The organism is Pannonibacter sp. Q-1, from assembly GCF_054073275.1.
In genome coordinates this window covers 110,413-129,093 of record NZ_JBSXNB010000003.1, presented here as the reverse complement: position 1 = coordinate 129,093, position 18,681 = coordinate 110,413, and the positions used below count along the sequence as shown (strand labels likewise).

Sequence of the window (18,681 nt, the reverse complement as noted above, 5' to 3'; positions counted from 1 at the left end):
GCCTTTTTGCCCCTTCAGGCACCATGCCGGAAACCTTGCGCGCGGGAACCTGCCAGTCGCAAGACTTCGGGAATGGGCCTGTCCGGATATATCCGGACAGGCGGGGGGGGGAATGGGCCTGTCCAGAGAACTCCGGACAGGCTGGCTTCAGGGATTACTGCGCCTTGTAGGCGTCGATGACGGCCTTGCCCTTGTCACCGGCGGCGGCCAGCCAGTCGCTGGTCATGGTCTCGCCCACGGCCTGCAGGTCCGCCTTCAGCTGATCGGAGGGCGGGGCCACCTTCATGCCGTTGGCGGCGAGGCCGTCCAGCGTCTTGGTGGTGTAGGCGATGGCCTTTTCGAGGCCGGCGGCTTCAGCCTTGGCACCGCAATCGGTGAAGGCGGCCTTCTGGGCATCGGTCAGGGCGGCGTAGCTGTCCTTGTTGACGAGGACGGCGTTGCGCGGCAGCCAGGCGTTCACTTCATAGAAGTTGGTGACGCCGCTTTCCCAGAGCTTGCTGTCGAAACCGGTTGCGCCGGAGGACATCATGGACTCGGTCACGCCCGTGGCAAAGGCCTGCGGCACTTCGGCAGCCTCGATCTGCACGGCCGCCATGCCGGTCAGCTCGGCGATCTTGGAGGTGGCGGCATTATAGGCGCGGAACTTGGTGCCCTTCATGTCGGCAACCGAGCTCACTTCCTTCTTGAAATAGAGGCCCTGCGGCGGCCAGGCCACGGTGTAGATGAGGATGAGGTTCTGTTCGTCCAGCGCTTCGGCGACGGCCGGGCCGGCCGCGTCCCACAGCTTGCCGCTCTCTTCAAAGGAGGTTGCGAGGAAGGGAATGCTGTCCACGCCGAACAGCGGGTTCTCGTTGGCATGGGCGGAAAGCAGACGCTCGCCGATCGGCACCTGACCGGTCTGGACAGCGCGCTTGATGTCGGCGCCGCCGAAGAGCGAACCATTCGGATGGGCGACGATATCGATCTCACCGCCGGTGGCTTCCTTCACGCAGGCGGCGAATTCGACAACGTTTTCGGTGTGGTAGTTGCTGGCCGGATAGGCCAGCGGCATGTCCCACTTTTCAGCCATGGCGGCCTGAGCCAGCGCTGCGCTGCAGACACTGGCCAGAATGGCGGTCTTCATCATGCGTGTCATCCTTACTTCCCCTCAGGTTCTGGCCTCAGGATGCGTTGCCTGGGCCGGTTGGTTCTTCTTGCGTCTTGCGCCTTTTTCCTTCAGGCAAACCGTGCCGGATCGAAGGCGGAAAGATCGGAGTTGGTCTTCTGGCCCGTCAGCATGCCAGACACGAAGCGTCCCGTCTTGGGGCCTGCGGTCAGGCCGATGTGATGATGGCCGAAGGCGGCGATCACATCACGGCAGCCGGGCACCTCGCCGATCAGCGGCAGGCTGTCGGCAGGGGCAGGGCGGTGGCCCATCCAGCGGCTGGTCTCGCGCCAGGTGAGGCCGGGCATGGCGGCACGGGCCTGCCGCTCCAGCAGCGCGAAGGGCGCTTCGCTCGGGCCTGCGTCCAGCCCGCCGAACTCGACGATGCCCGCCAGCCGGATGCGGCCTTCCATCGGCGTGACCACGAACTTGCCCGAGGTCATCATAGTGGGGGCAGCCGGCATGGCGCTGGGCTCGATGAGTTCGAGGTGATAGCCGCGCTCGCTTTCCAGCGGTGCGGACAGGCCGAGCTTTGCCATCAGCGGCTTCGACCAGACACCGGTGGCCAGAACCGCCTTGCCGCAGGCGATGAAGCCATCGCTTGTCTCAAGGCCCTCCAGCCCGTCCGGACCAATGCGGAAATCGAATATCTCTGCGCGCCGGAACGCTCCGCCAAGTGAGAGAAAATGCCCGGCGAGGGCCTTCACATAGCGGCCGGGATCACTGATCCGGCCATGGTTCTTCAGCCGCACGGCAAAGCTGTTTTTCGGGCTGAACAAAGGATCATAGTCCGTCAGCGCGGCCCCCTCGATCTCGTCCCACTCGAAGCCGGCCTGACGGCGCAGGTTCCAGCCGAAGCTGTCGCCCTCGAAGGTGGCGCGGTCCGGATAGCGGAAGACGTAATCGGAAGGCACCAGCCAGCGTTCGGCTTCCGTGCCGCCGGCCAGCGCCTGATGCTGGGCGAGGCTGTCGGCATTGAGCAGCGCCAGCCCGCGCGAAATCGCTTCCACCCGGTCGGCCCGGCAATTGGCAAGATAGCGGGTGAGGAAGGGCAGCAGCTTCGGCAGATAGGGCCAGCGCAGGAACAGGGGGCTGTCCGGGTCCATCAGCATGCCGGGCGCCTTGCGCATGAGGCCCGGCACCGTCACCGGCACGATGGCGCAGGCGGCAAGCACGCCGCCATTGCCGAAGGAGGTGGCCTCGCCCGGCTCCTGCCGGTCGATCAGGATCACATTGGCGCCTGAGCGTGCGAGCCAGACGGCGGTTGATACACCGGCAATGCCTGCCCCGATGACGGCAATGGGGCCGGAAACGCTCATGCAGCAACGGCCTCAAACGGCCTGCTTGATCTTCCTGTCATGCTGCAAAGCCTCCCAACTCACAGTCCCTGCCGGGACGTTAATTGACGTCTATAAAATGTCAATAAATCATCGCCGTTTCGGCTGGTGCTGTCCTGACGAATTTGCGAGCATAATATCTGCGGTTAAGCCGCCGGAATGCGCGGTCTTTTCATGCCGGTGCATTATTGGGACGGCAAAGTGCCCGGTAAAACAGCAGGTGCATGTCGTATCTGCGCAAGCGGCCGGCTTTGGGTCTGTTGCTGGGGCGCGTATCTGTCGGGTAGTTTGCAGCTGCGTTTGATTGTGGGATTTCGCACCGGGGAGATGTGCTGGACCAATGACAGAAAAAGAAGAACCGCAGGAACTGGCTCCGATTGGTCCGGTCGTGTCCGCCGCCCATCTGGCTTCTGGCGCCATGCCGTCGCTGTCGGAGGTGGAGTTCGGCGTGACGATGATGATCAACGCCTATTACCGCTGGATGGTCCGCTGCATGGCTGCTGCTGGTGTGCCGGGCATGAGCCCGCTGGACGTCCAGGTGCTGCACTCGATCAATCACCGGGGCAGGGCCAAGACGCTGGCCGATCTCTGCCTCGTGCTGAATATCGAGGATACCTACACCGTGTCCTATGCGCTGAAGAAGCTGGAGGCCGCAAAGCTGATCGTTTCGGGGCGGCGGGGCAAGGAAAAGACGGTGGCGATCACGCCTGAAGGCGAAAAGGCCTGTCTCGAGTACCGCCGCCTGCGCGAGGCGCTGCTGGTGCAGCCGGTCAAGGCCATCGGCTTTGACGAGAAGGAACTGTCGCGTCTTGCGGCCATCCTGCGCTCTGTCTCCGGCTCCTACGATCAGGCGGCGCGGGCAGCTGCGGCCATGTAAGGAATGCAAGAGGCGGCCGGATGGGGCTTTCATCTCCATCCGGCCGCCTTTTTTATGCGTATCCGGTTACAGCGAGGCGATGATCTGCTTCACCTGGCCGCAATACTGGCGGCTGCGGGCGTTCATCCGGGTGGCGAAGTGGCCGGCGTTGTAGCGCAGGATCGTGCCGCAGGTGTCGCCGCCGGCGCGGGCCTGAGCACCGGCCAGATAGCGCATGCCCCATTCCAGATTGGTTGCCGGATCATAGAGTGCCGACGCCTTGCCCCGGAAGCCGAGACCACGCGCGGTGGCAGGCTTGATCTGCATGAGGCCGATCTCCCCATGGCGGCCCCTTGCGCGGGCGTTGTAGTTGCTTTCCACGCGGATCACGGCGTGGGCCAGTTCCACGGAAACCCCATGACGCTTGGCGGCAGCGGCGATCAGGTGATCATAGGCACTGTGACCGGCAACGCTGTTGTCATCATCGGCAGTGCTTGCAGCGGCCACCTTGCCGCTTTCGCTGGTGCCCTGTGTTCCGGCTTCGGTTGCGGCGGTCTTGCTCCGCTTGACGACCAGGCCACCGGGCGTTTCATCCGTGACGGGACGGAGGGCAGGCGTCAGACGCCCTCCGACCATGACCAGGACCTCGCGCATTTCGGGTTTTGCGTTTTCGCTGCCTGCTTCGCTGGCTTCGGGAGATGGAGCGGCTGCACGGCTTTTGGCAAGGCTTTCGCCGGGCATCATGGTCAGGGTCAGCGCAACAGAAAAAAGGCAATAGAAAGCCCGGCGCAGGGAGGTGCGCGTCTGGGTCATGTGATGTGGCTCCGTGAGTGTCTTCCGGGGGCTGCCCGCGGCTGAGGTCAATGCGGCTTGCCGCGGTTCGATGGGGGAGAAATGACCGCCAGCTTGGGCCAAAATCGGCCCGCTATCATCACGAAATGTTACGGAAATTAAGGGTAGCCCGTTAAATATTTAAGCGTTTTATAGGTAAATCATGCAGATCTGGGCAAAAGCGGGGCGCTTGTTTGGTGAGAAGCGTTCAGCCATCAAAGCGCCCGTCTTTATCTCAGGATTTGCCCCGGATGTTGCTATGCACAATAGCGTGCCTTGCCGGTTGATGCTGGCTGTTTCCGGCCATTGCCGCTGCCCGCCGGCTGCAGGTCAGAGTTCGGGCAGGGCCGTGAGCAGCTTGTGCAGCGTGGCAATGGTGGAGGCATCGGCGATACCGTCCACCCTTTCGGGGCGGAAATGGCGCTGGAAGGCAGTGACGGCCGCCTTGGTGCGGGCGTCGAACTCCCCCTGCACCGGCACGTCATAGCCGTAGATTGCCAGCATCGACTGCAGCGCCTCAATGGGCTGGCCGCTTTCGCCCTCCTGGAAGAACCGGCCGCTGGTCACGGGAACCGGGTCCACATGATGGGCAACGCCGCCGGCGGCCAGAACGTTCCATGGAAACAGCTCGCCCGGATCTTCCTTGCGGCCGGGGGCGACATCGGAATGAGCCAGCACGCGCCAAGGCTTCATCTGGTGGCGCAGCATGATGTCCTGGCACAGGTGCAGAACCGCTTCGACCTGTGCCTCGGGGAAGGGCCGGTAGCCCCACTCATGGCCGGGATTGACGATTTCGATGCCGATGGAGCGGGAGTTGATGTCCGTCTCACCCTTCCAGAAGGACTTGCCCGCGTGCCAGGCGCGGCGGGCTTCCGGCACGCATTGCAGGATCCGGCCATCCTCATGGACGAAATAATGGGCGGAGACTTCCGCGCGCGTGTCGCACAGGCGCTGCAGGGCTTCATCGGCGGTCTGCATCCCGGTGTAATGCAGGATGATCATGTCAACCGCTGCGCCGTCCCGGCGTTCATTGTGATTGGGGGAGGGGTGCACTCTGGCGGGCACGCCGCAATCAGGCTTCACACTCACAGGCCACGCTCCGAACTGATCTTGGCATAGGCCGCATTGAGGGCGGCCATACGGTCATTGGCGATACGGACGAATTCCTGGGGCACGCCGCGGGCAATCAGCACGTCCGGGTGGGTTTCCCGCACCTCGCGGCGGTAATGCGCCTTCACGTCCTCGTTTGATGCATCCGGATGGATGCCCAGAACCGCATAGGGGTCGTTGCGGTCGCGCACATGGCGGGCAACCACCTTGTTGAACTCGCGCTCATCGAGGCCGAAAATCCGTGCCACCTCACGCAGAAACTCAAGCTCCTGCGTGTGGATCAGCCCGTCGGCCTTGGCGATGAAGAACAGGCCGTCGAGAATGTCGAAGAGGGTCTTGCGGTCATAGGGAAAGAGATCCGCCAGCTTCTTGGCATAGGTATCGAAGCCGGCAATGTCCTGTTTGGCGAGATCAAACAAGCGCGCGACATTGCGTTCCTCGCCTTCGGGGATCTCGAACAGCTTGCGGAAGGCGAGGACCTCGTCGGTCGTCACCACGCCGTCTGCCTTGGCCATTTTCGCCGACAGGGCAATCATGGCGACGGTGAAGCCGACCGTGCATGTTCCTTCCGGCCGGGCAAGGACAAGCTGCACCAGCCGGTCGATCAGCTGTGCACCGCCTGAACCAATGGCCGAGCCGATGGCTGAGACGATGGCGCCAATGCTGGACCAGATGTTCACCGCGTCAGGCTCCGGGATCGGGGTGTCCGTCTGGCCAAAGGCGGGCACCGGTGCTTCTTCCCCACCCGAGTACAGGCACCGGCACGGGGCGCGCAAGCCCCTACCGGCGCACTGTTGGCAAAATAACGTAAGGGCAGATTTTCATTCACCTGGGCTAAACCATCATCTGCGTATGGTGCTGCCGGGACATTGGTAAACAGGGTAGTCCAGACAGCTATGAAACGCACGATCAGCCGCCAGGAACTGATGGCCGCAGCAACCATGCTTGCTGTCGTGTTTGCGCTGTCTTTGGGCATTTTCGTCAGCAACCGGCTGCTGTCCAGCTGGCTGGTGGGCGACGCGCTGGAATCCTCGCTGCGCAACTGGACCGAATCGGACCTGCGCCTTGATGCGAGGCAGGGTCGTGAAACGGAGGATCTGTCCAGCGCGCTGCTTCGGCTGCGCAGCTTCAGCCAGAGCTTCGTGCCGCATATTGCCGGGGTTGATGACGGCACCCTGCATATCTTCGAGCTGACGCGCTTTGCAGATGCCGTGACGGCGGATCTGGGGTCGTCTGCCAGGCGCGCCCATGCAAGGGTGCCGCTGGTGGATGAGAATGGCAGCATCCTGCCGCAGGAGGTGCCTGCCGCCCTTGTTGAGGCTGGTGTCGGCAGCGGGGCGGTCCGCCGCGCGCTGGAACTGGCCCAGGACGGCGGTCTGCCGCGTGTCACCATATTCTACAGCTGGTGGGGCGCTGCGAAGGATGTGGCGCTGGTGACTGTTCCGGTTGCCGATGGCAGCACAGTGACCTCCGCTGATCTGCTGGCGCTCGACATTGCCCCTGTTCTGGCGGGGGCGAACCGGACGGTTCTTCTGGCAACGGTCCTTCTTGCCGTTCTCACCGTCAGTTCCGCCCTTGCGGTGGGCCTGCTGCTCTGGTTCCGCTACCGGGATGTGGTGCGCATCAGCCGCAACATGGAATTCCTGGCCCATCATGATCCGCTGACGTCGCTGCCGAACCGGGCGCTGTTCAGTGCCAAGCTGACGGAAGCCCTGCGCGTGACCCACGCCAAGGCCAGCAACATGGCGGTGATCCTGATCGATGTGGACAAGTTCAAGTCGGTCAACGACACCTATGGCCACGGTACGGGGGACATCTTCCTGCAGGTGATCGCCGACCGGCTGCGCGCGGTCTTCGGGGAACATCTGGTGGCGCGCCTGTCGGGTGACGAATTCGCGGTGATGGTGACATCCATCTCCGATGTGGCGCGGATCACCAAACTTGCCAGTGACATGATTGCGGCCACCAAGCCGCCCTGCATCATTGACGGTATCGAGCTGCAGATCTCCCTGTCCATGGGTATTGCCCGTGCCAATGACGGCAACTGGCGCTCCTCGCGCATGCTGCATTGCGCCGATCTGGCGCTGTACCGGGCCAAGCACTCCGGCCGCTCCACCTTCTTCTGGTATCAGCCGGAAATGGACGCGGAAGCGCAGCGGCGCAAGGAAGTGGAAGCCGGGCTGATCAAGGCGCTGAAATATGATCAGTTCGACCTGCTCTACCAGCCGCAGTTCTCGCTGCATGACAACACGCTGAAGGGCTATGAGGCGCTGATCCGCTGGGAGCATCCGACCAAGGGCACCATCTCTCCGGACGTGTTCATCTCGGTGGCTGAGGACACCGGCCTTATCGAGGACATCGGTGACTGGGTGCTGCGCCGGGCCTGCCGTGAGGCGGCCGAGTGGCATGACAAGACATTGCGTGTGGCCGTCAACTTCTCCCCGGCCCAGTTCAAGGCAGGGGAAACCCAGCGCAAGGTGGCCAGAGCGCTGGAGGAATCCGGCCTTGATCCGAAGCGGCTCGAGATCGAGATCACCGAAAGCCTGCTGATCGCCGATACCGAAGCGGTCGTGGAAACGCTGGAAGCCATCAGCGCCATGGGCGTGACCATCGCCATGGATGACTTCGGCACGGGCTATTCCTCGCTGAGCTACCTGAACCGTTTCCCCTTCAACAAGATCAAGATCGACCGCAGCTTCATCAAGAACCTCGGCAAGGATGCAGGCACCGATGCCGTCGTCACGTCGATCATCGGCCTTGGCCGCTCGCTCGACGTGCTGATTACGGCGGAGGGCGTCGAAAACCAGGACCAGGTGGTGCTGCTGCGCGCAGCCGGTTGCGATCTGGTGCAGGGCTATCTCTTTGGCCGTCCCGGCGCCGTCAAAGGCCCGGAAGTCATCGACGAGCGCACCCTTCCGGCAGTTTCTGAGGAAGAGGCCGGTGCCCGGGAGCCTGCAGAGCAGACGGCCTGAGAGCGGCTGCGTCCTCAAAAAGCTCCGGGCTGTGGCGCAAGTCACAGGTCAGCCTTTCACATGAGACTAGGTAATCTGATCAGCCTGCGTCAGGATGCAGGCTGACTTTGTGCATCTGCATGTCTGCGGAGACGAGCCTTGGATATGGAATTCACGCTCCTGATCGGCTTCGCGCTGGTCTTCCTGTTCGTCAGCTTCATTCTGCCGCTCATCCTCTATGGCACGACGGGCGGCCTGCAGCGGCAGATTGATCTGCAGAAACGCGAGATTTCAGCCCTTCAGCAGATCGTCACCGGCCTGCAGCGGCGGCTGGAGCTGAATGAGGCTGCCGCAAGGGCTGCACCGGAGACGGATGCCGGATCGGCAGTGCCCGAACAGCCGGAAACCGCCCCGCAGCAGCCTTCTGCTGATGATTTCTTTGTAGAAGCGGATGAGCCGGAAACCCCAGGTCCGGCAGAGGAAAGCGGACCCGCAGAAGAGCCCGAAAGCGGGGAAGCTGCACGCCCCGCAGGCCCGTTTGCGGCTGCCGCGCGCACATCGTCCGCCCGCCGCAGCGCGGCTGCGGCTCCGGATGACGCAAGGGAGGCGCAGGACGCCAGAGACGCAGCCGCCGCCCGTGAACAGCAGATCGGCGGCAAATGGACCATCTGGACCGGTGGCATCGCTCTTGCCGCCGGTGCCGTGTTCCTCGTGCGCTTTGCGGTCGAGAACGATCTCCTCGGTCCGCTTGCCCGCATTCTGGCCGGTGCGGCGCTGGGCCTGATCCTGCTGGGGCTTGGCGAGTGGACCCGCCGCCGGCCGGGCACCTTCTCCCTGCCGGGCTTTGCCACAGCCAATATTCCTGCAGTTCTGACCGCATCAGGCACGCTGGCGCTGTTTGCGGATGTTTACGCTGCCTATGCGCTCTACGATCTGATCGGCCCGGCTGGCGCCTTCGTGCTGCTGGGAGCCGTCTCGCTCCTCACCATGTTTGCCGCCCTGCTGCACGGGCCCGCGCTCGCCGCGCTCGGGCTTGCGGGCAGCTATGCGGTGCCCATGCTTGTGTCTTCCGGCAGTGCGCAGATCCTTCCGGCGGTCCTCTATGTGCTGGCCGTTTCGGCTGCCGCGGTGGCAGTCGGGCGCATCCGGCTGTGGCTGTGGCTCGCGGGCCTTGCGGCGGCGGGTCTCTTCGGCTGGGCGCTGCTTTTCGAAATGGCGGCCGATGCCGGAGACCGGCTGCTGCTCGATCTTTATCTGGCAGGCGCCTATGTCATCACGGCGGCGGGCTTCGTCTGGCGCTTCCATGACTTTGCACCGGACAGAGCCGAAAAACCGGACTGGTACGCCACGGCCGCGCTCAGCGCGCTGGCGCTGCCCTTCCTCGCCCATGTCAGCCTGTCGGACAGTGCTTCGCTCTTCGTTCTGGAGACGCTGCTTCTCACTGCCGTGCCGCTGGCGCTCGCCTATGGCTGCAGCGCCCTGCGCTATGCCGCCGTGGTGCCGCTGCTGGTGCAGGTGACTGCCTATGCCGGCCTTGATCTGCCGCTCAGGGACCTTGGCGCCTATGCCGGCGTGGATGGCCCTTACGGCCCGGTAATTTCGCCGGTGCCTGCCGAAACGCAAGCCATGCTGTCCCGCTTCGGCATGCTGGGGCTGGTGACCGGGGCCATTCTGCTGGCCGCTGGTGTTGCGGGCAGCCTGAAATCCGCCTCCCGTGCCGTTCTGGCCTCGCTGGCTGTAGCCGGCAGCCTTGCCCTGCTTGCCGCTGCCTGGTGGCGGGTGGAAGGCCTTGCTGCATCGCCGCTGTTTGCCGTGACCGGACTTGCCCTGTCCGCGGCCTTCCTGCTCTTCGGCGACCGGCTGGCCGCGCTCTTTGCCGTGCGCGGGCCGAAGGCCGGGGATGATGTCGCGGACACGCATCCGGGCAGTGCCGGAGCGGTGGCGGCCTGGTTCACCGGAACACTCTGCGGCCTTGCCCTGTCCATCGCCATCGTTCTGGAGGGAAGCTTCCTGACCACGGCGCTGGGCCTCCTGGTGCCTGCCTTCGTGTTCGTCTATCTGCGCTACCCGGTACAGGGCCTGCGTGTTCTCGCACCCGTCGCCATCCTGCCGTATGTCTGCCGCCTGCTGTGGGACCCGTTCATCGCGGGCGGTCAGCTCAGCATCACGCCGGTGTTCAACCAGCTGCTCTACGGCTACGGCATCCCGGCGCTGGGTCTGGTTCTGGCCGCATGGGCGCTGACCCGCACCCGTGATGATCTGTGGGCCCGCATCCTGCAGGCGATGGCCATCGCGGGTGTCAGCATTACGCTGGCCATGCTGGCGCTGCATGCGATCGATCCCACCTTCATGTTCTATTCCGATGCCAGCCGGTTCAAGGCGGCGGCCATGATGGTGATCACCGGCGGCTCGGTGTCTCTGGGCCTCACCCGCATCCTGCCGGGCACGGATGGGGCAAAGGGCAACCTGGTATTCTCCGGCGGAGCCATGACGGTCAGCGTGCTCGGCATGCTGACGGGCGGGCTGGCGCTCGTGGGCGAAAACCCGCTCTGGACCGGCGCCCCTGTCGGTTATACGCCGGTGCTGAACTGGGTCACGCTTGGCTATGGCGTTCCCTTCGTGATCTATGCCCTCTTGGCCTATGCGGCGCGCCCGGTGCGTCCGGCCGGATATGTCTGGCTGGTGACGGTCTTTGCAGGCCTCATGGGCGTCTTCTTCGTCAACCTGACCATCCGCCATGCCTTCAGCCCGCTGATCCTCACCACGGAACCCGTGAGCGAACTGGAAAACTACGTCTATTCCATCGTCTGGCTGGTGCTGGGCGTGGCGGGCGTGGTGGCGGGGCTCTGGCGCGACAGCCTGCGCCTGCGGCAGGTGGCCGGCGCCATTGTTGCGCTGGTGGTGGTCAAGGTCTTCCTGTTCGACATGTCCTCGCTGCAGGGCGTGCTGAGGGCCTTGTCCTTCCTGGGGCTGGGCGCGGTTCTGATCGCCATCGGTTACCTCTACCAGCGCATGATTGCCCGCAAGCCGCCTTCTGCATGAAGGGGACCCGCAAGAAGCGTCCTTGACCGGCTGCCGTTTCCTCCGTAAGGGGAGCCGGTCAGCTGGCCGGACGGTCGCTGCCGCAAGTGCCGAAAGGCCGCGGGGGAGGAAAGTCCGGGCTCCATGGAAACACGGTGCCGGGTAACGCCCGGCGAGGGCGACCTCAGGGAAAGTGCCACAGAAAGCAAACCGCCCCGGCCTTCGGGCAAGGGGTAAGGGTGAAAGGGTGGGGTAAGAGCCCACCGCGCGGACGGTAACGGACGCGGCACGGTAAACCCCACCGGGAGCAAAACCGAATAGGGATGGCACAGGGCCTTCGGGTCCGGGTTGGTTTCCTGGCCAGCCATCCGGGTAGGTTGCGTGAGGCGTCTGGCAACAGGCGTCCCAGATGAATGACCGTCGCGTATGGAAGCTTGCTTCCGTGCCTTACAGAACCCGGCTTACAGGCCGGCTGACACCTTTTCCTCTCCTTGGATCAAGTTCACCGCCTTGCGCGGAAACCGGAGCATTTCTGCCGCCGGCAGCATTTTATTAACCATGTTGATGTTTGTGGAGGAAGGGGCAATTGCACAGGGCATCGAGCCGTGGAATCCGCCTGATTCCATTGACGCCCATGATCTCCCATGCTATCCCATATTAACCCATGAAGCTGCCTCCGGTTCCGTTCGAGGCGGCTGTTTTCAGGGGCTGTCCCGTGAGTGCCGGGACGCTCGGTTTCGTTTTGCAAGTTTCAGACTTTGCCAGTGCAGCAGGCGCCAGGATGGCGCGTTGAAAGGGGATCATGGCCGGCTTTGTGTCGCATTTTACCAACCGGCTGGACGCGAAGGGGCGTGTTTCGATCCCTGCGCCGTTCCGGGCCGTGCTGGCACGCGACGGATTTGAGGGCCTTTACTGCATTGCCTCTCCCCATGCGCCCGCGGTTGATGCGGGCGGCAATGAGCTGGTGAATGAGATCGAGGGGCGCCTTGCCGCCTTTGCCAAGCTGTCGCCGGATCATGATGCGCTGGCCATTGCGCTCTTTGGTGCCAGTGAAACGCCGAAGATCGACTCCGATGGCCGCATTGTCCTGAGCGACATGATCCGCGAGCAGACCGGCGTGACGGATCAGATCACCTTCGCGGGTCTGGGCTACAAGTTTCAGCTCTGGGAGCCGGAGCGTTTTCGTGAGCATCGCGCAGAGGCCCAGAAGCGCGCGCTTGCGATGCTGTCGGGCATGAGCCCGGCTGCTGCGTCAGGAGGACCGGCATGACGGCGGGTCGCGCAGAAGGTCACGAGACTGAAGGCGCTGGCGGACTGGTCCGCCACGTGCCCGTCCTCCTTGACGGGGTTCTTTCGGCGCTGTCCGTGAAGCCGGGTGAAGTTGTCGTGGACGGCACCTTCGGGGCTGGCGGCTATTCCCGCGCGTTTCTAGCTGCGGGTGCGAAGGTCATCGGCGTTGACCGGGATCCGGATGCCATCGCGGGCGGTCAGCCGCTGGTGGAAGCCTCGAATGGCGCGCTGACGCTGGTGCCGGGGCGCTTTGCCGATATCGAGACGCATCTGGCGTCGCTCGGCGTCGAGGCCGTGGACGGCGTCGTGCTGGACCTGGGCGTTTCCTCGATGCAGCTGGATGAAGCCGATCGCGGCTTCTCCTTCATGCGCGACGGGCCGCTCGACATGCGCATGGAGCAGGCCGGGCCGTCGGCGGCCGATGTGGTGAATACGCTTCCGGCGCGGGATCTGACCCGGATCATCGGTCTTCTGGGTGAAGAAAAGCGGGCAGGGCAGGTGGCACGCGCCATCGAGCAGCGGAGCAAGGAGCAGCCCTTCACCCGCACCGGTGATCTTGCCGCGCTGATCGAGAAGGTCGTCGGGCGCTCGCCGAAGAAGATGCACATCCATCCGGCGACGCGCACGTTTCAGGCGCTGCGCATCTATGTGAACGGCGAGCTGCATCAGGCAGCGTCCGTGCTGGGGGCGGCGGAAAAGGTTCTGCGTCCCGGCGGGCGGCTGGTGGTCGTCAGCTTCCACAGCCTCGAAGACCGGATCGTGAAGAAGTTCTTTGCCGACCGCACGCGCACGCGCGGTGGCGGTTCCCGGCATATGCCGGAAGAGGATGTGCCGCCGGCGACCTTCGAACTGGTGGTCAAGGGCGGTCAGGAGCCGGACGAGAGCGAGACGCAGGCCAACCCGCGTGCCCGCTCGGCCCGCCTCAGGGCTGGGCGGCGGACGGATGCTCCGGCGCGAGATCTGGATATTCACGCCATTGGCGTTCCGCATCTGGCGGAATTCAAGGGACTTGGAGGCTGAGCGATGGTGAGCCGTTATCTCAATATCGTCTGTGTCCTTGCTGTGCTGACGGGCGCAGGTGTCGTGTACGACATGAAGATGGAGGCCGAGCACACGTCCGAATATGTGGCGTCGCTCAAGGTCAAGATCGACGAAGAGCACGAAGCCATCCGGGTGCTGCGTGCCGAATGGAGCGTTCTCAATCAGCCTGCCCGCCTGCAGGGGCTGACCGAGCGCTATGATGAATTTCTGAAGCTCCAGGAGATGGATCCGGGCAAGCAGATCGTGCAGCTGCAGGATCTGCCGATGCGGCCCGTCATGCTGCCCCCTGTTGGTGGTGAGGCCCCGCTTGATGGCTTTGCGGCTCTGCGGGAACCTGCCTCCACCTCCTCGATCCGATAGGAGCGCTGCAATGACAATGGCAAGCGAGCCCGCCTCCTTCCTGCAGTTCCAGCGCAGCCAGCCCCGTGCGGCAGCGCGCCCGGCCTATGGCTCGGTGTCCACCAGCACCGTCAGAACCCGCATCTATTTTGCGATGGCGGCCTTCGCCATGCTCTATGCCGTGATCGGCGCCCGGCTCGTGCATCTCGCCCAGATGGAAGAGGCGCCGAATGCGGCTTTCATTTCGGCGCAGGATTCCATCGCGGCCTCCCGGCCGGATCTGATCGACCGGAACGGCGAAATTCTTGCGACCGACATCAAGACAGCCTCCATCTATGCCGAGCCGCGCAAGATCATCGACGTGGATGAGGCGCTGGAGGGCATCGGCAGCGTGTTCCCGGAGCTGAACAACGAGAACATGCGCAAGCGGCTGAGCAGCCGCGCCGGGTTTATCTGGCTGAAGCGTGAGGTTACGCCGGCCCAGCACCAGGCCATTCACCGTCTCGGCATTCCGGGCATCGGCTTCCTCTGGGAGAAGCAGCGCTTCTATCCGGGCGGGCCGCTGGCTTCGCACATCATCGGATCGGTCAATATCGACAATCAGGGCATTGGCGGCCTTGAGAAGCATCTTGATGATTCATGGCTGTCCGAACTGCAGAAGCTTGGCTTTGCCACGGACCGGTCGCTGGAGCCGGTCAAGCTGGCGCTTGATTCCCGTGTGCAGTTCGTCGTGCGTGATGAGCTGCTCAAGGGTGTCGAGCGCTATCACGCCATTGCCGGCGTCGGCATCATTCTGGATGTGCACACGGGCGAAGTCGTCGCCATGTCGTCCTATCCGGACTACGATCCGAATGACCGCGCCCAGGCCCTCGACAAGGACCGCTTGAACCGTGCCACGGGCGGCGTGTTCGAGATGGGCTCCGTCTTCAAGACCTTCACCTTCGCCAGCGCCTTCGATTCGGGCCGGGTCGGCATGAACGACAGCTTCGATGCGAGCCGCCCGATCCGCGCCGGCGGGCGCACGATCAACGATTTCCACGGAAAAAGACGCATCCTCTCGGTGCCGGAAGTCTTCATCTATTCGTCCAACATCGGCACGGCCAAGATGATGCTGACGACAGGTGTCGACTATCAGCGCGAGTTCTATGCACGCCTCGGCCTGACCGAGCGCCAGTCCAACGAGCTGCCCGAAAATGCGGCCCCGCTGCTGCCGCGCCGCTGGGGTGAACTGGCGGCCATCACTGCCTCGTTCGGTCACGGTATTTCGGTGACGCCGATGCAGACGGCAACGGCGGCAGCTGCTCTTGTGAATGGCGGTTATCTCATTCCGCCGACCTTCCTGCCGCGGGATGAAATAACGGCCAAGTCTCTGGGCAAGCAGGTGATTTCCGAAGAGACAAGCCGCAAGATGCGCTATCTCTTCCGCCTCAACGTGGTGCAGCAGGGCGGCTCGGGCCGCCGGGCGGAAGTGCCGGGATATATTGTTGGCGGCAAGACGGGCACGGCTGAAAAAGTCGAGAACGGCCGCTATACGCCCAACAAGCGGCGCAACTCGTTCCTGTCGGCCTTCCCGATGGATGATCCCCAGTATGTGGTGCTGGTCGTGCTCGATGAGCCGAAGCCGGAAAAGCCGGGCATGGCTGCGACGGCAGGTCTCAACACGGCGCCGATGGTGAGCAACATCATCCGCCGCGCGGCCCCCATGCTGGGCGTCATGCCGAAACAGACTGATGGGACAAAGGCAATCGAAGTATCTTATTGAGACGTGATCGAAGCGCCGGAGCGGGACATCAGGGTCGCAGCTGAAAAAGGGTTCCGCACCGGCTTGTGACGGCGCACTACCGGATTTGGCAGACAATGCAGCTAGGAACACTTGCGGCGGGCACAGGCATCGCCGTTCCTGATGATACCCTCGTGATCGGGGGATTGACCTCGGACAGCCGGGCGGCTGGGCCGGGCTTTTTGTTTTTTGCCCTTGGCGGCGTACAGGCCCATGGCGCACGCTTTGCCGCAAAGGCGGTGGAGCAGGGCGCGGCCGCTGTACTGACGGATGCGGAAGGTGCGGCGCTGATTGAGGCCGAGGGCGGCGTGCCGGTGCCGGTCATCGTTGCCGCGAACCCGCGTCTGGCGCTTGCGAAGATGGCTGCCCGCTTTCATGGGCGCCAGCCGGAAACCATGGTGGCCGTCACCGGCACCAGCGGCAAGACCTCCGTTGCCTATTTCGTCCGCCAGATCTTCCAGCGCTGCGGCCACAATGCGGCCAGCCTGGGCACGCTTGGAACGGTGACAGCCTCCGGCACCAGCTATGGCGGGCTGACGACGCCGGACCCGGTTTCGCTGCATGCGGAACTCGCAAAGCTGGCCGATGCCGGTGTCACCCATGCCGCGATGGAAGCGTCCAGCCATGGGCTCGATCAGTACCGGCTGGACGGGGTGGAACTGGTGGCCGCCGGTTTCACCAACCTTGGCCGTGATCACATGGACTATCACGCCACCGAAGAGGAATACCTGCAGGCCAAGCTGCGCCTGTTCCGCGAGCTTCTGCCCAGCGGCGGCACGGTGGTCGTGGACCCGGCGCAGAACAAGGCTGACCGTGTGCTGGCGGTGGCCGGAGAACGCGGCCAGCAGGTGCTGACCGTGGGCGAGCGGGGCAGGGATCTGCACCTGCGCAATGTCCAGTTCAGCGGTTTCAGCCAGGTTCTGACGATCGATACACCGCGCGGGGAATACAAGGTCTCCCTGCCGCTCGCCGGGCATTTTCAGGTGTCCAATGCCCTTGTTGCCGCCGGTCTTGCGATTGCCGCAGGCGAGGCGCCGGGGGCCGTCATGCGGGCGCTGGAAGCGCTGGAAGGCGCGCCGGGGCGTCTGGAACTGGTGGGCCGCAAGGACAATGGCGCCCTGTGCTTCGTTGACTATGCCCACAAGCCCGACGCCGTGGACAATGCGCTGGCTGCGCTGCGCCCCTTCACCACCGGCCGCCTCATCGTGGTCGTCGGGGCCGGTGGCGACCGGGATGCAGGCAAGCGCCCGCTGATGGGGGAAGCTGCCAGCCGCCGCGCCGATGTGGTCATCGTCACAGACGACAACCCGCGGACGGAAGATCCTGCACTCATCCGCAAGGCCGTCATGGCGGGCGCTCCGGGCGCGCTGGAGATCGGTGACCGGGCGGAGGCCATCGCAACGGCTGTTTCCATGCTGGAAAGCGGGGATGTGCTGTGTGTTGCCGGAAAGGGTCACGAAACGGGCCAAATCGTCGGGAAGACGGTGCTCCCGTTCTCGGATCATGATGCGGTTCGCACCGCGCTTGCACAAGGAGCCCGGTCATGAGCGCACCGCTCTGGACCCTCGATGCCTTTCTGGCCGCAACGCGCGGCGAGGCCCGCGGAGAGCCGCAGGCTGAAATCACCGGCATTTCCATCGACACCCGCACCATCGCGCCGGGCGAGGCTTTCGTCGCCATCGTCGGTGACCGGCTGGACGGGCATGATTATGTGGCCAAGGCCCTCGAAGCCGGCGCTTCGCTGGCGCTGGTTGCCCGCCACAAGCTGGTCGATCTGCCCAGGGACAGCCGCTACGTGGTGGTGGATGATCCGCTGGAGGCCCTGCGCAATCTTGGACGTGCCGCCCGCGCGCGCACCAGCGCCCGGATCGTGGCGGTCACCGGCTCGGTCGGCAAGACCGGCACCAAGGAGGCGCTGCGCCTCGCGCTTGGCCGCTCCGGCAAGGTCCACGCCTCGGCCGCGTCCTTCAACAATCACTGGGGTGTGCCGCTGACGCTGGCGCGCATGCCGGAGGATACCGAATTCGGTGTCTTCGAAATCGGCATGAACCATGCCGGAGAAATCACGCCGCTGGTGCAGATGGTGCGCCCGCATGCGGCCATCATCACCACCGTGCAGGCGGTGCATCTGGAGTTTTTCGGCTCGGTCGAGAAAATCGCACAGGCCAAGGCCGAGATCTTCCTCGGGCTGGAGCCGGGCGGCCTTGCCATTCTCAATCAGGATAATGACCAGTTCGACCTGCTGACTTTCCTTGCCAAGACGGCTGGTGTCGAGCGTATCCAGACCTTCGGCGAAGCTGAAGGCAGCGACGCGCTGCTTGAGAACTATGCTGTGCAGACCGGATCCTCTTCCATTCAGGCGCGGGTGCTGGGGCAGGAGATCACATACAAGATCGGCGCGCTGGGCAAGCACCTTGTCCGCAACAGCCTCGCCGTGCTGCTGGCCGTCTGCGAGCTGGGCGGCGATCTGGCGCTGGCCGGACTGGCACTGGCGGAGCTTTCGGCCCCCAAGGGGCGCGGCGCCCAGACGCGGCTGAAACTGCCGGGCGGCGAGGCCGTGCTGGTTGATGAAAGCTACAACGCCAATCCGGCCTCCATGCGTGCGGCCCTCAGCGTGCTTGGCGGCATGGAGGCCGCAGCGCCGGGCCGCAAGATTGCAGTCCTGGGCGATATGCTGGAACTGGGCGATGCAGCCGGGCAGTTGCATGCGGATCTGATTGGCCCCGTCGAAGACAGCGGCGCAGATCTGGTCTATTGCTCCGGCCCGCTGATGCGCGCTTTGTGGGAGCGGCTACCGCGCGAGAAACGCGCCGTCTATGCCGAGCAATCCTCAGCGCTGACCGAGCGCCTCAAGGATGAGCTGCGCCCTGGCGACATCATCATGATCAAAGGGTCTCTCGGGAGCCGTATGGGCCCCCTTGTGGACGCGCTCAAGCAGGAATATCCCGCAGCGGATGAAATGGCTTCGGCCTGAGGAATCC

At 64.1% G+C, this 18,681-nt stretch carries 14 protein-coding genes and 1 other RNA gene; 10 read left to right on the top strand and 5 right to left on the bottom strand.

Annotation, left to right across the window (positions count from 1 at the left end; genetic code table 11):
* Positions 1–154 precede the first annotated feature (154 nt).
* Both ACVNHC_RS08540 and ACVNHC_RS08535 read right to left on the bottom strand, forming a co-directional pair.
* Entirely contained in the window at positions 155–1,135 is a 981-nt protein-coding gene (locus ACVNHC_RS08540) for a TRAP transporter substrate-binding protein (protein WP_457166985.1), read from the bottom strand.
* Between the two features lie 80 nt (positions 1,136–1,215).
* Entirely contained in the window at positions 1,216–2,463 is a 1,248-nt protein-coding gene (locus ACVNHC_RS08535) for an NAD(P)/FAD-dependent oxidoreductase (RefSeq protein WP_457166984.1), read from the bottom strand.
* A 358-nt stretch (positions 2,464–2,821) separates the two neighbouring features.
* On the opposite strand from ACVNHC_RS08535, the gene ACVNHC_RS08530 reads away from it, so the two are divergent.
* Entirely contained in the window at positions 2,822–3,358 is a 537-nt protein-coding gene (locus ACVNHC_RS08530) for a winged helix DNA-binding protein (RefSeq protein WP_050474254.1), read from the top strand.
* A gap of 66 nt (positions 3,359–3,424) precedes the next feature.
* On the opposite strand, the gene ACVNHC_RS08525 is transcribed toward ACVNHC_RS08530, so the two are convergent.
* From ACVNHC_RS08525 to ACVNHC_RS08515, 3 genes are all read right to left on the bottom strand, one after another.
* On the bottom strand, positions 3,425–3,973 hold the full coding sequence (locus ACVNHC_RS08525) for a lytic transglycosylase domain-containing protein (protein WP_208982760.1): 549 nt from the start codon (positions 3,971–3,973) through the stop codon (positions 3,425–3,427).
* Positions 3,974–4,498: 525 nt separating this feature from the next.
* Positions 4,499–5,257 carry an N-acetylmuramoyl-L-alanine amidase gene (locus tag ACVNHC_RS08520; protein ID WP_026355622.1) on the bottom strand — a complete coding sequence of 253 codons (759 nt, stop codon included), beginning with the start codon at positions 5,255–5,257 and terminating at the stop codon, positions 4,499–4,501.
* Complete coding sequence (locus ACVNHC_RS08515; RefSeq protein WP_244274560.1) at positions 5,254–6,006, bottom strand: J domain-containing protein; 753 nt, start codon at positions 6,004–6,006, stop codon at positions 5,254–5,256. Before ACVNHC_RS08515 ends, ACVNHC_RS08520 begins: the two co-directional genes overlap by 4 nt.
* A 168-nt stretch (positions 6,007–6,174) precedes the next feature.
* On the opposite strand from ACVNHC_RS08515, the gene ACVNHC_RS08510 reads away from it, so the two are divergent.
* From ACVNHC_RS08510 to ACVNHC_RS08470, 9 genes are all read left to right on the top strand, one after another.
* On the top strand, positions 6,175–8,250 hold the full coding sequence (locus tag ACVNHC_RS08510; protein ID WP_186391092.1) for a putative bifunctional diguanylate cyclase/phosphodiesterase: 2,076 nt from the start codon (positions 6,175–6,177) through the stop codon (positions 8,248–8,250).
* Between the two features lie 144 nt (positions 8,251–8,394).
* Positions 8,395–11,271 carry a DUF2339 domain-containing protein gene (locus ACVNHC_RS08505; protein WP_457166983.1) on the top strand — a complete coding sequence of 959 codons (2,877 nt, stop codon included), beginning with the start codon at positions 8,395–8,397 and terminating at the stop codon, positions 11,269–11,271.
* Positions 11,272–11,329: 58 nt separating this feature from the next.
* Positions 11,330–11,730: RNase P RNA component class A (gene rnpB, locus ACVNHC_RS08500), an RNA gene on the top strand.
* Positions 11,731–12,052: 322 nt separating this feature from the next.
* Positions 12,053–12,520, top strand: a complete 468-nt coding sequence (locus tag ACVNHC_RS08495) for a division/cell wall cluster transcriptional repressor MraZ (RefSeq protein ID WP_019964113.1) — start codon at positions 12,053–12,055, stop codon at positions 12,518–12,520.
* Complete coding sequence (gene rsmH, locus ACVNHC_RS08490) at positions 12,517–13,560, top strand: 16S rRNA (cytosine(1402)-N(4))-methyltransferase RsmH (RefSeq protein WP_050474248.1); 1,044 nt, start codon at positions 12,517–12,519, stop codon at positions 13,558–13,560. The genes ACVNHC_RS08495 and rsmH overlap by 4 nt, the downstream gene beginning before the upstream one ends.
* Positions 13,561–13,563: 3 nt before the next feature.
* On the top strand, positions 13,564–13,941 hold the full coding sequence (gene ftsL, locus ACVNHC_RS08485; protein ID WP_019964115.1) for a cell division protein FtsL: 378 nt from the start codon (positions 13,564–13,566) through the stop codon (positions 13,939–13,941).
* Between the two features lie 10 nt (positions 13,942–13,951).
* Positions 13,952–15,682 carry a peptidoglycan D,D-transpeptidase FtsI family protein gene (locus ACVNHC_RS08480; RefSeq protein WP_094463241.1) on the top strand — a complete coding sequence of 577 codons (1,731 nt, stop codon included), beginning with the start codon at positions 13,952–13,954 and terminating at the stop codon, positions 15,680–15,682.
* A 95-nt stretch (positions 15,683–15,777) separates the two neighbouring features.
* Positions 15,778–17,247 carry a UDP-N-acetylmuramoyl-L-alanyl-D-glutamate--2,6-diaminopimelate ligase gene (locus ACVNHC_RS08475; protein ID WP_457166982.1) on the top strand — a complete coding sequence of 490 codons (1,470 nt, stop codon included), beginning with the start codon at positions 15,778–15,780 and terminating at the stop codon, positions 17,245–17,247.
* A complete protein-coding gene (locus tag ACVNHC_RS08470; RefSeq protein WP_457166981.1) occupies positions 17,244–18,674 on the top strand; it encodes a UDP-N-acetylmuramoylalanyl-D-glutamyl-2,6-diaminopimelate--D-alanyl-D-alanine ligase in 1,431 nt (476 codons plus the stop codon). The genes ACVNHC_RS08475 and ACVNHC_RS08470 overlap by 4 nt, the downstream gene beginning before the upstream one ends.
* The last annotated feature ends 7 nt before the right edge of the window (positions 18,675–18,681 follow it).

Excerpts from the sequence above, each read along its gene's own strand:
- ACVNHC_RS08540 (WP_457166985.1), bottom strand. The coding sequence starts at position 1,135 with ATGACACGCATGATGAAGACCGCCATTCTGGCCAGTGTCTGCAGCGCA.
- ACVNHC_RS08535 (WP_457166984.1), bottom strand. The coding sequence starts at position 2,463 with ATGAGCGTTTCCGGCCCCATTGCCGTCATCGGGGCAGGCATTGCCGGT.
- ACVNHC_RS08530 (WP_050474254.1), top strand. The coding sequence starts at position 2,822 with ATGACAGAAAAAGAAGAACCGCAGGAACTGGCTCCGATTGGTCCGGTC.
- ACVNHC_RS08525 (WP_208982760.1), bottom strand. The coding sequence starts at position 3,973 with ATGGTCGGAGGGCGTCTGACGCCTGCCCTCCGTCCCGTCACGGATGAA.
- ACVNHC_RS08510 (WP_186391092.1), top strand. The coding sequence starts at position 6,175 with ATGAAACGCACGATCAGCCGCCAGGAACTGATGGCCGCAGCAACCATG.
- ACVNHC_RS08505 (WP_457166983.1), top strand. The coding sequence starts at position 8,395 with ATGGAATTCACGCTCCTGATCGGCTTCGCGCTGGTCTTCCTGTTCGTC.
- ACVNHC_RS08495 (WP_019964113.1), top strand. The coding sequence starts at position 12,053 with ATGGCCGGCTTTGTGTCGCATTTTACCAACCGGCTGGACGCGAAGGGG.
- rsmH (WP_050474248.1), top strand. The coding sequence starts at position 12,517 with ATGACGGCGGGTCGCGCAGAAGGTCACGAGACTGAAGGCGCTGGCGGA.
- ftsL (WP_019964115.1), top strand. The coding sequence starts at position 13,564 with ATGGTGAGCCGTTATCTCAATATCGTCTGTGTCCTTGCTGTGCTGACG.
- ACVNHC_RS08480 (WP_094463241.1), top strand. The coding sequence starts at position 13,952 with ATGACAATGGCAAGCGAGCCCGCCTCCTTCCTGCAGTTCCAGCGCAGC.
- ACVNHC_RS08475 (WP_457166982.1), top strand. The coding sequence starts at position 15,778 with ATGCAGCTAGGAACACTTGCGGCGGGCACAGGCATCGCCGTTCCTGAT.
- ACVNHC_RS08470 (WP_457166981.1), top strand. The coding sequence starts at position 17,244 with ATGAGCGCACCGCTCTGGACCCTCGATGCCTTTCTGGCCGCAACGCGC.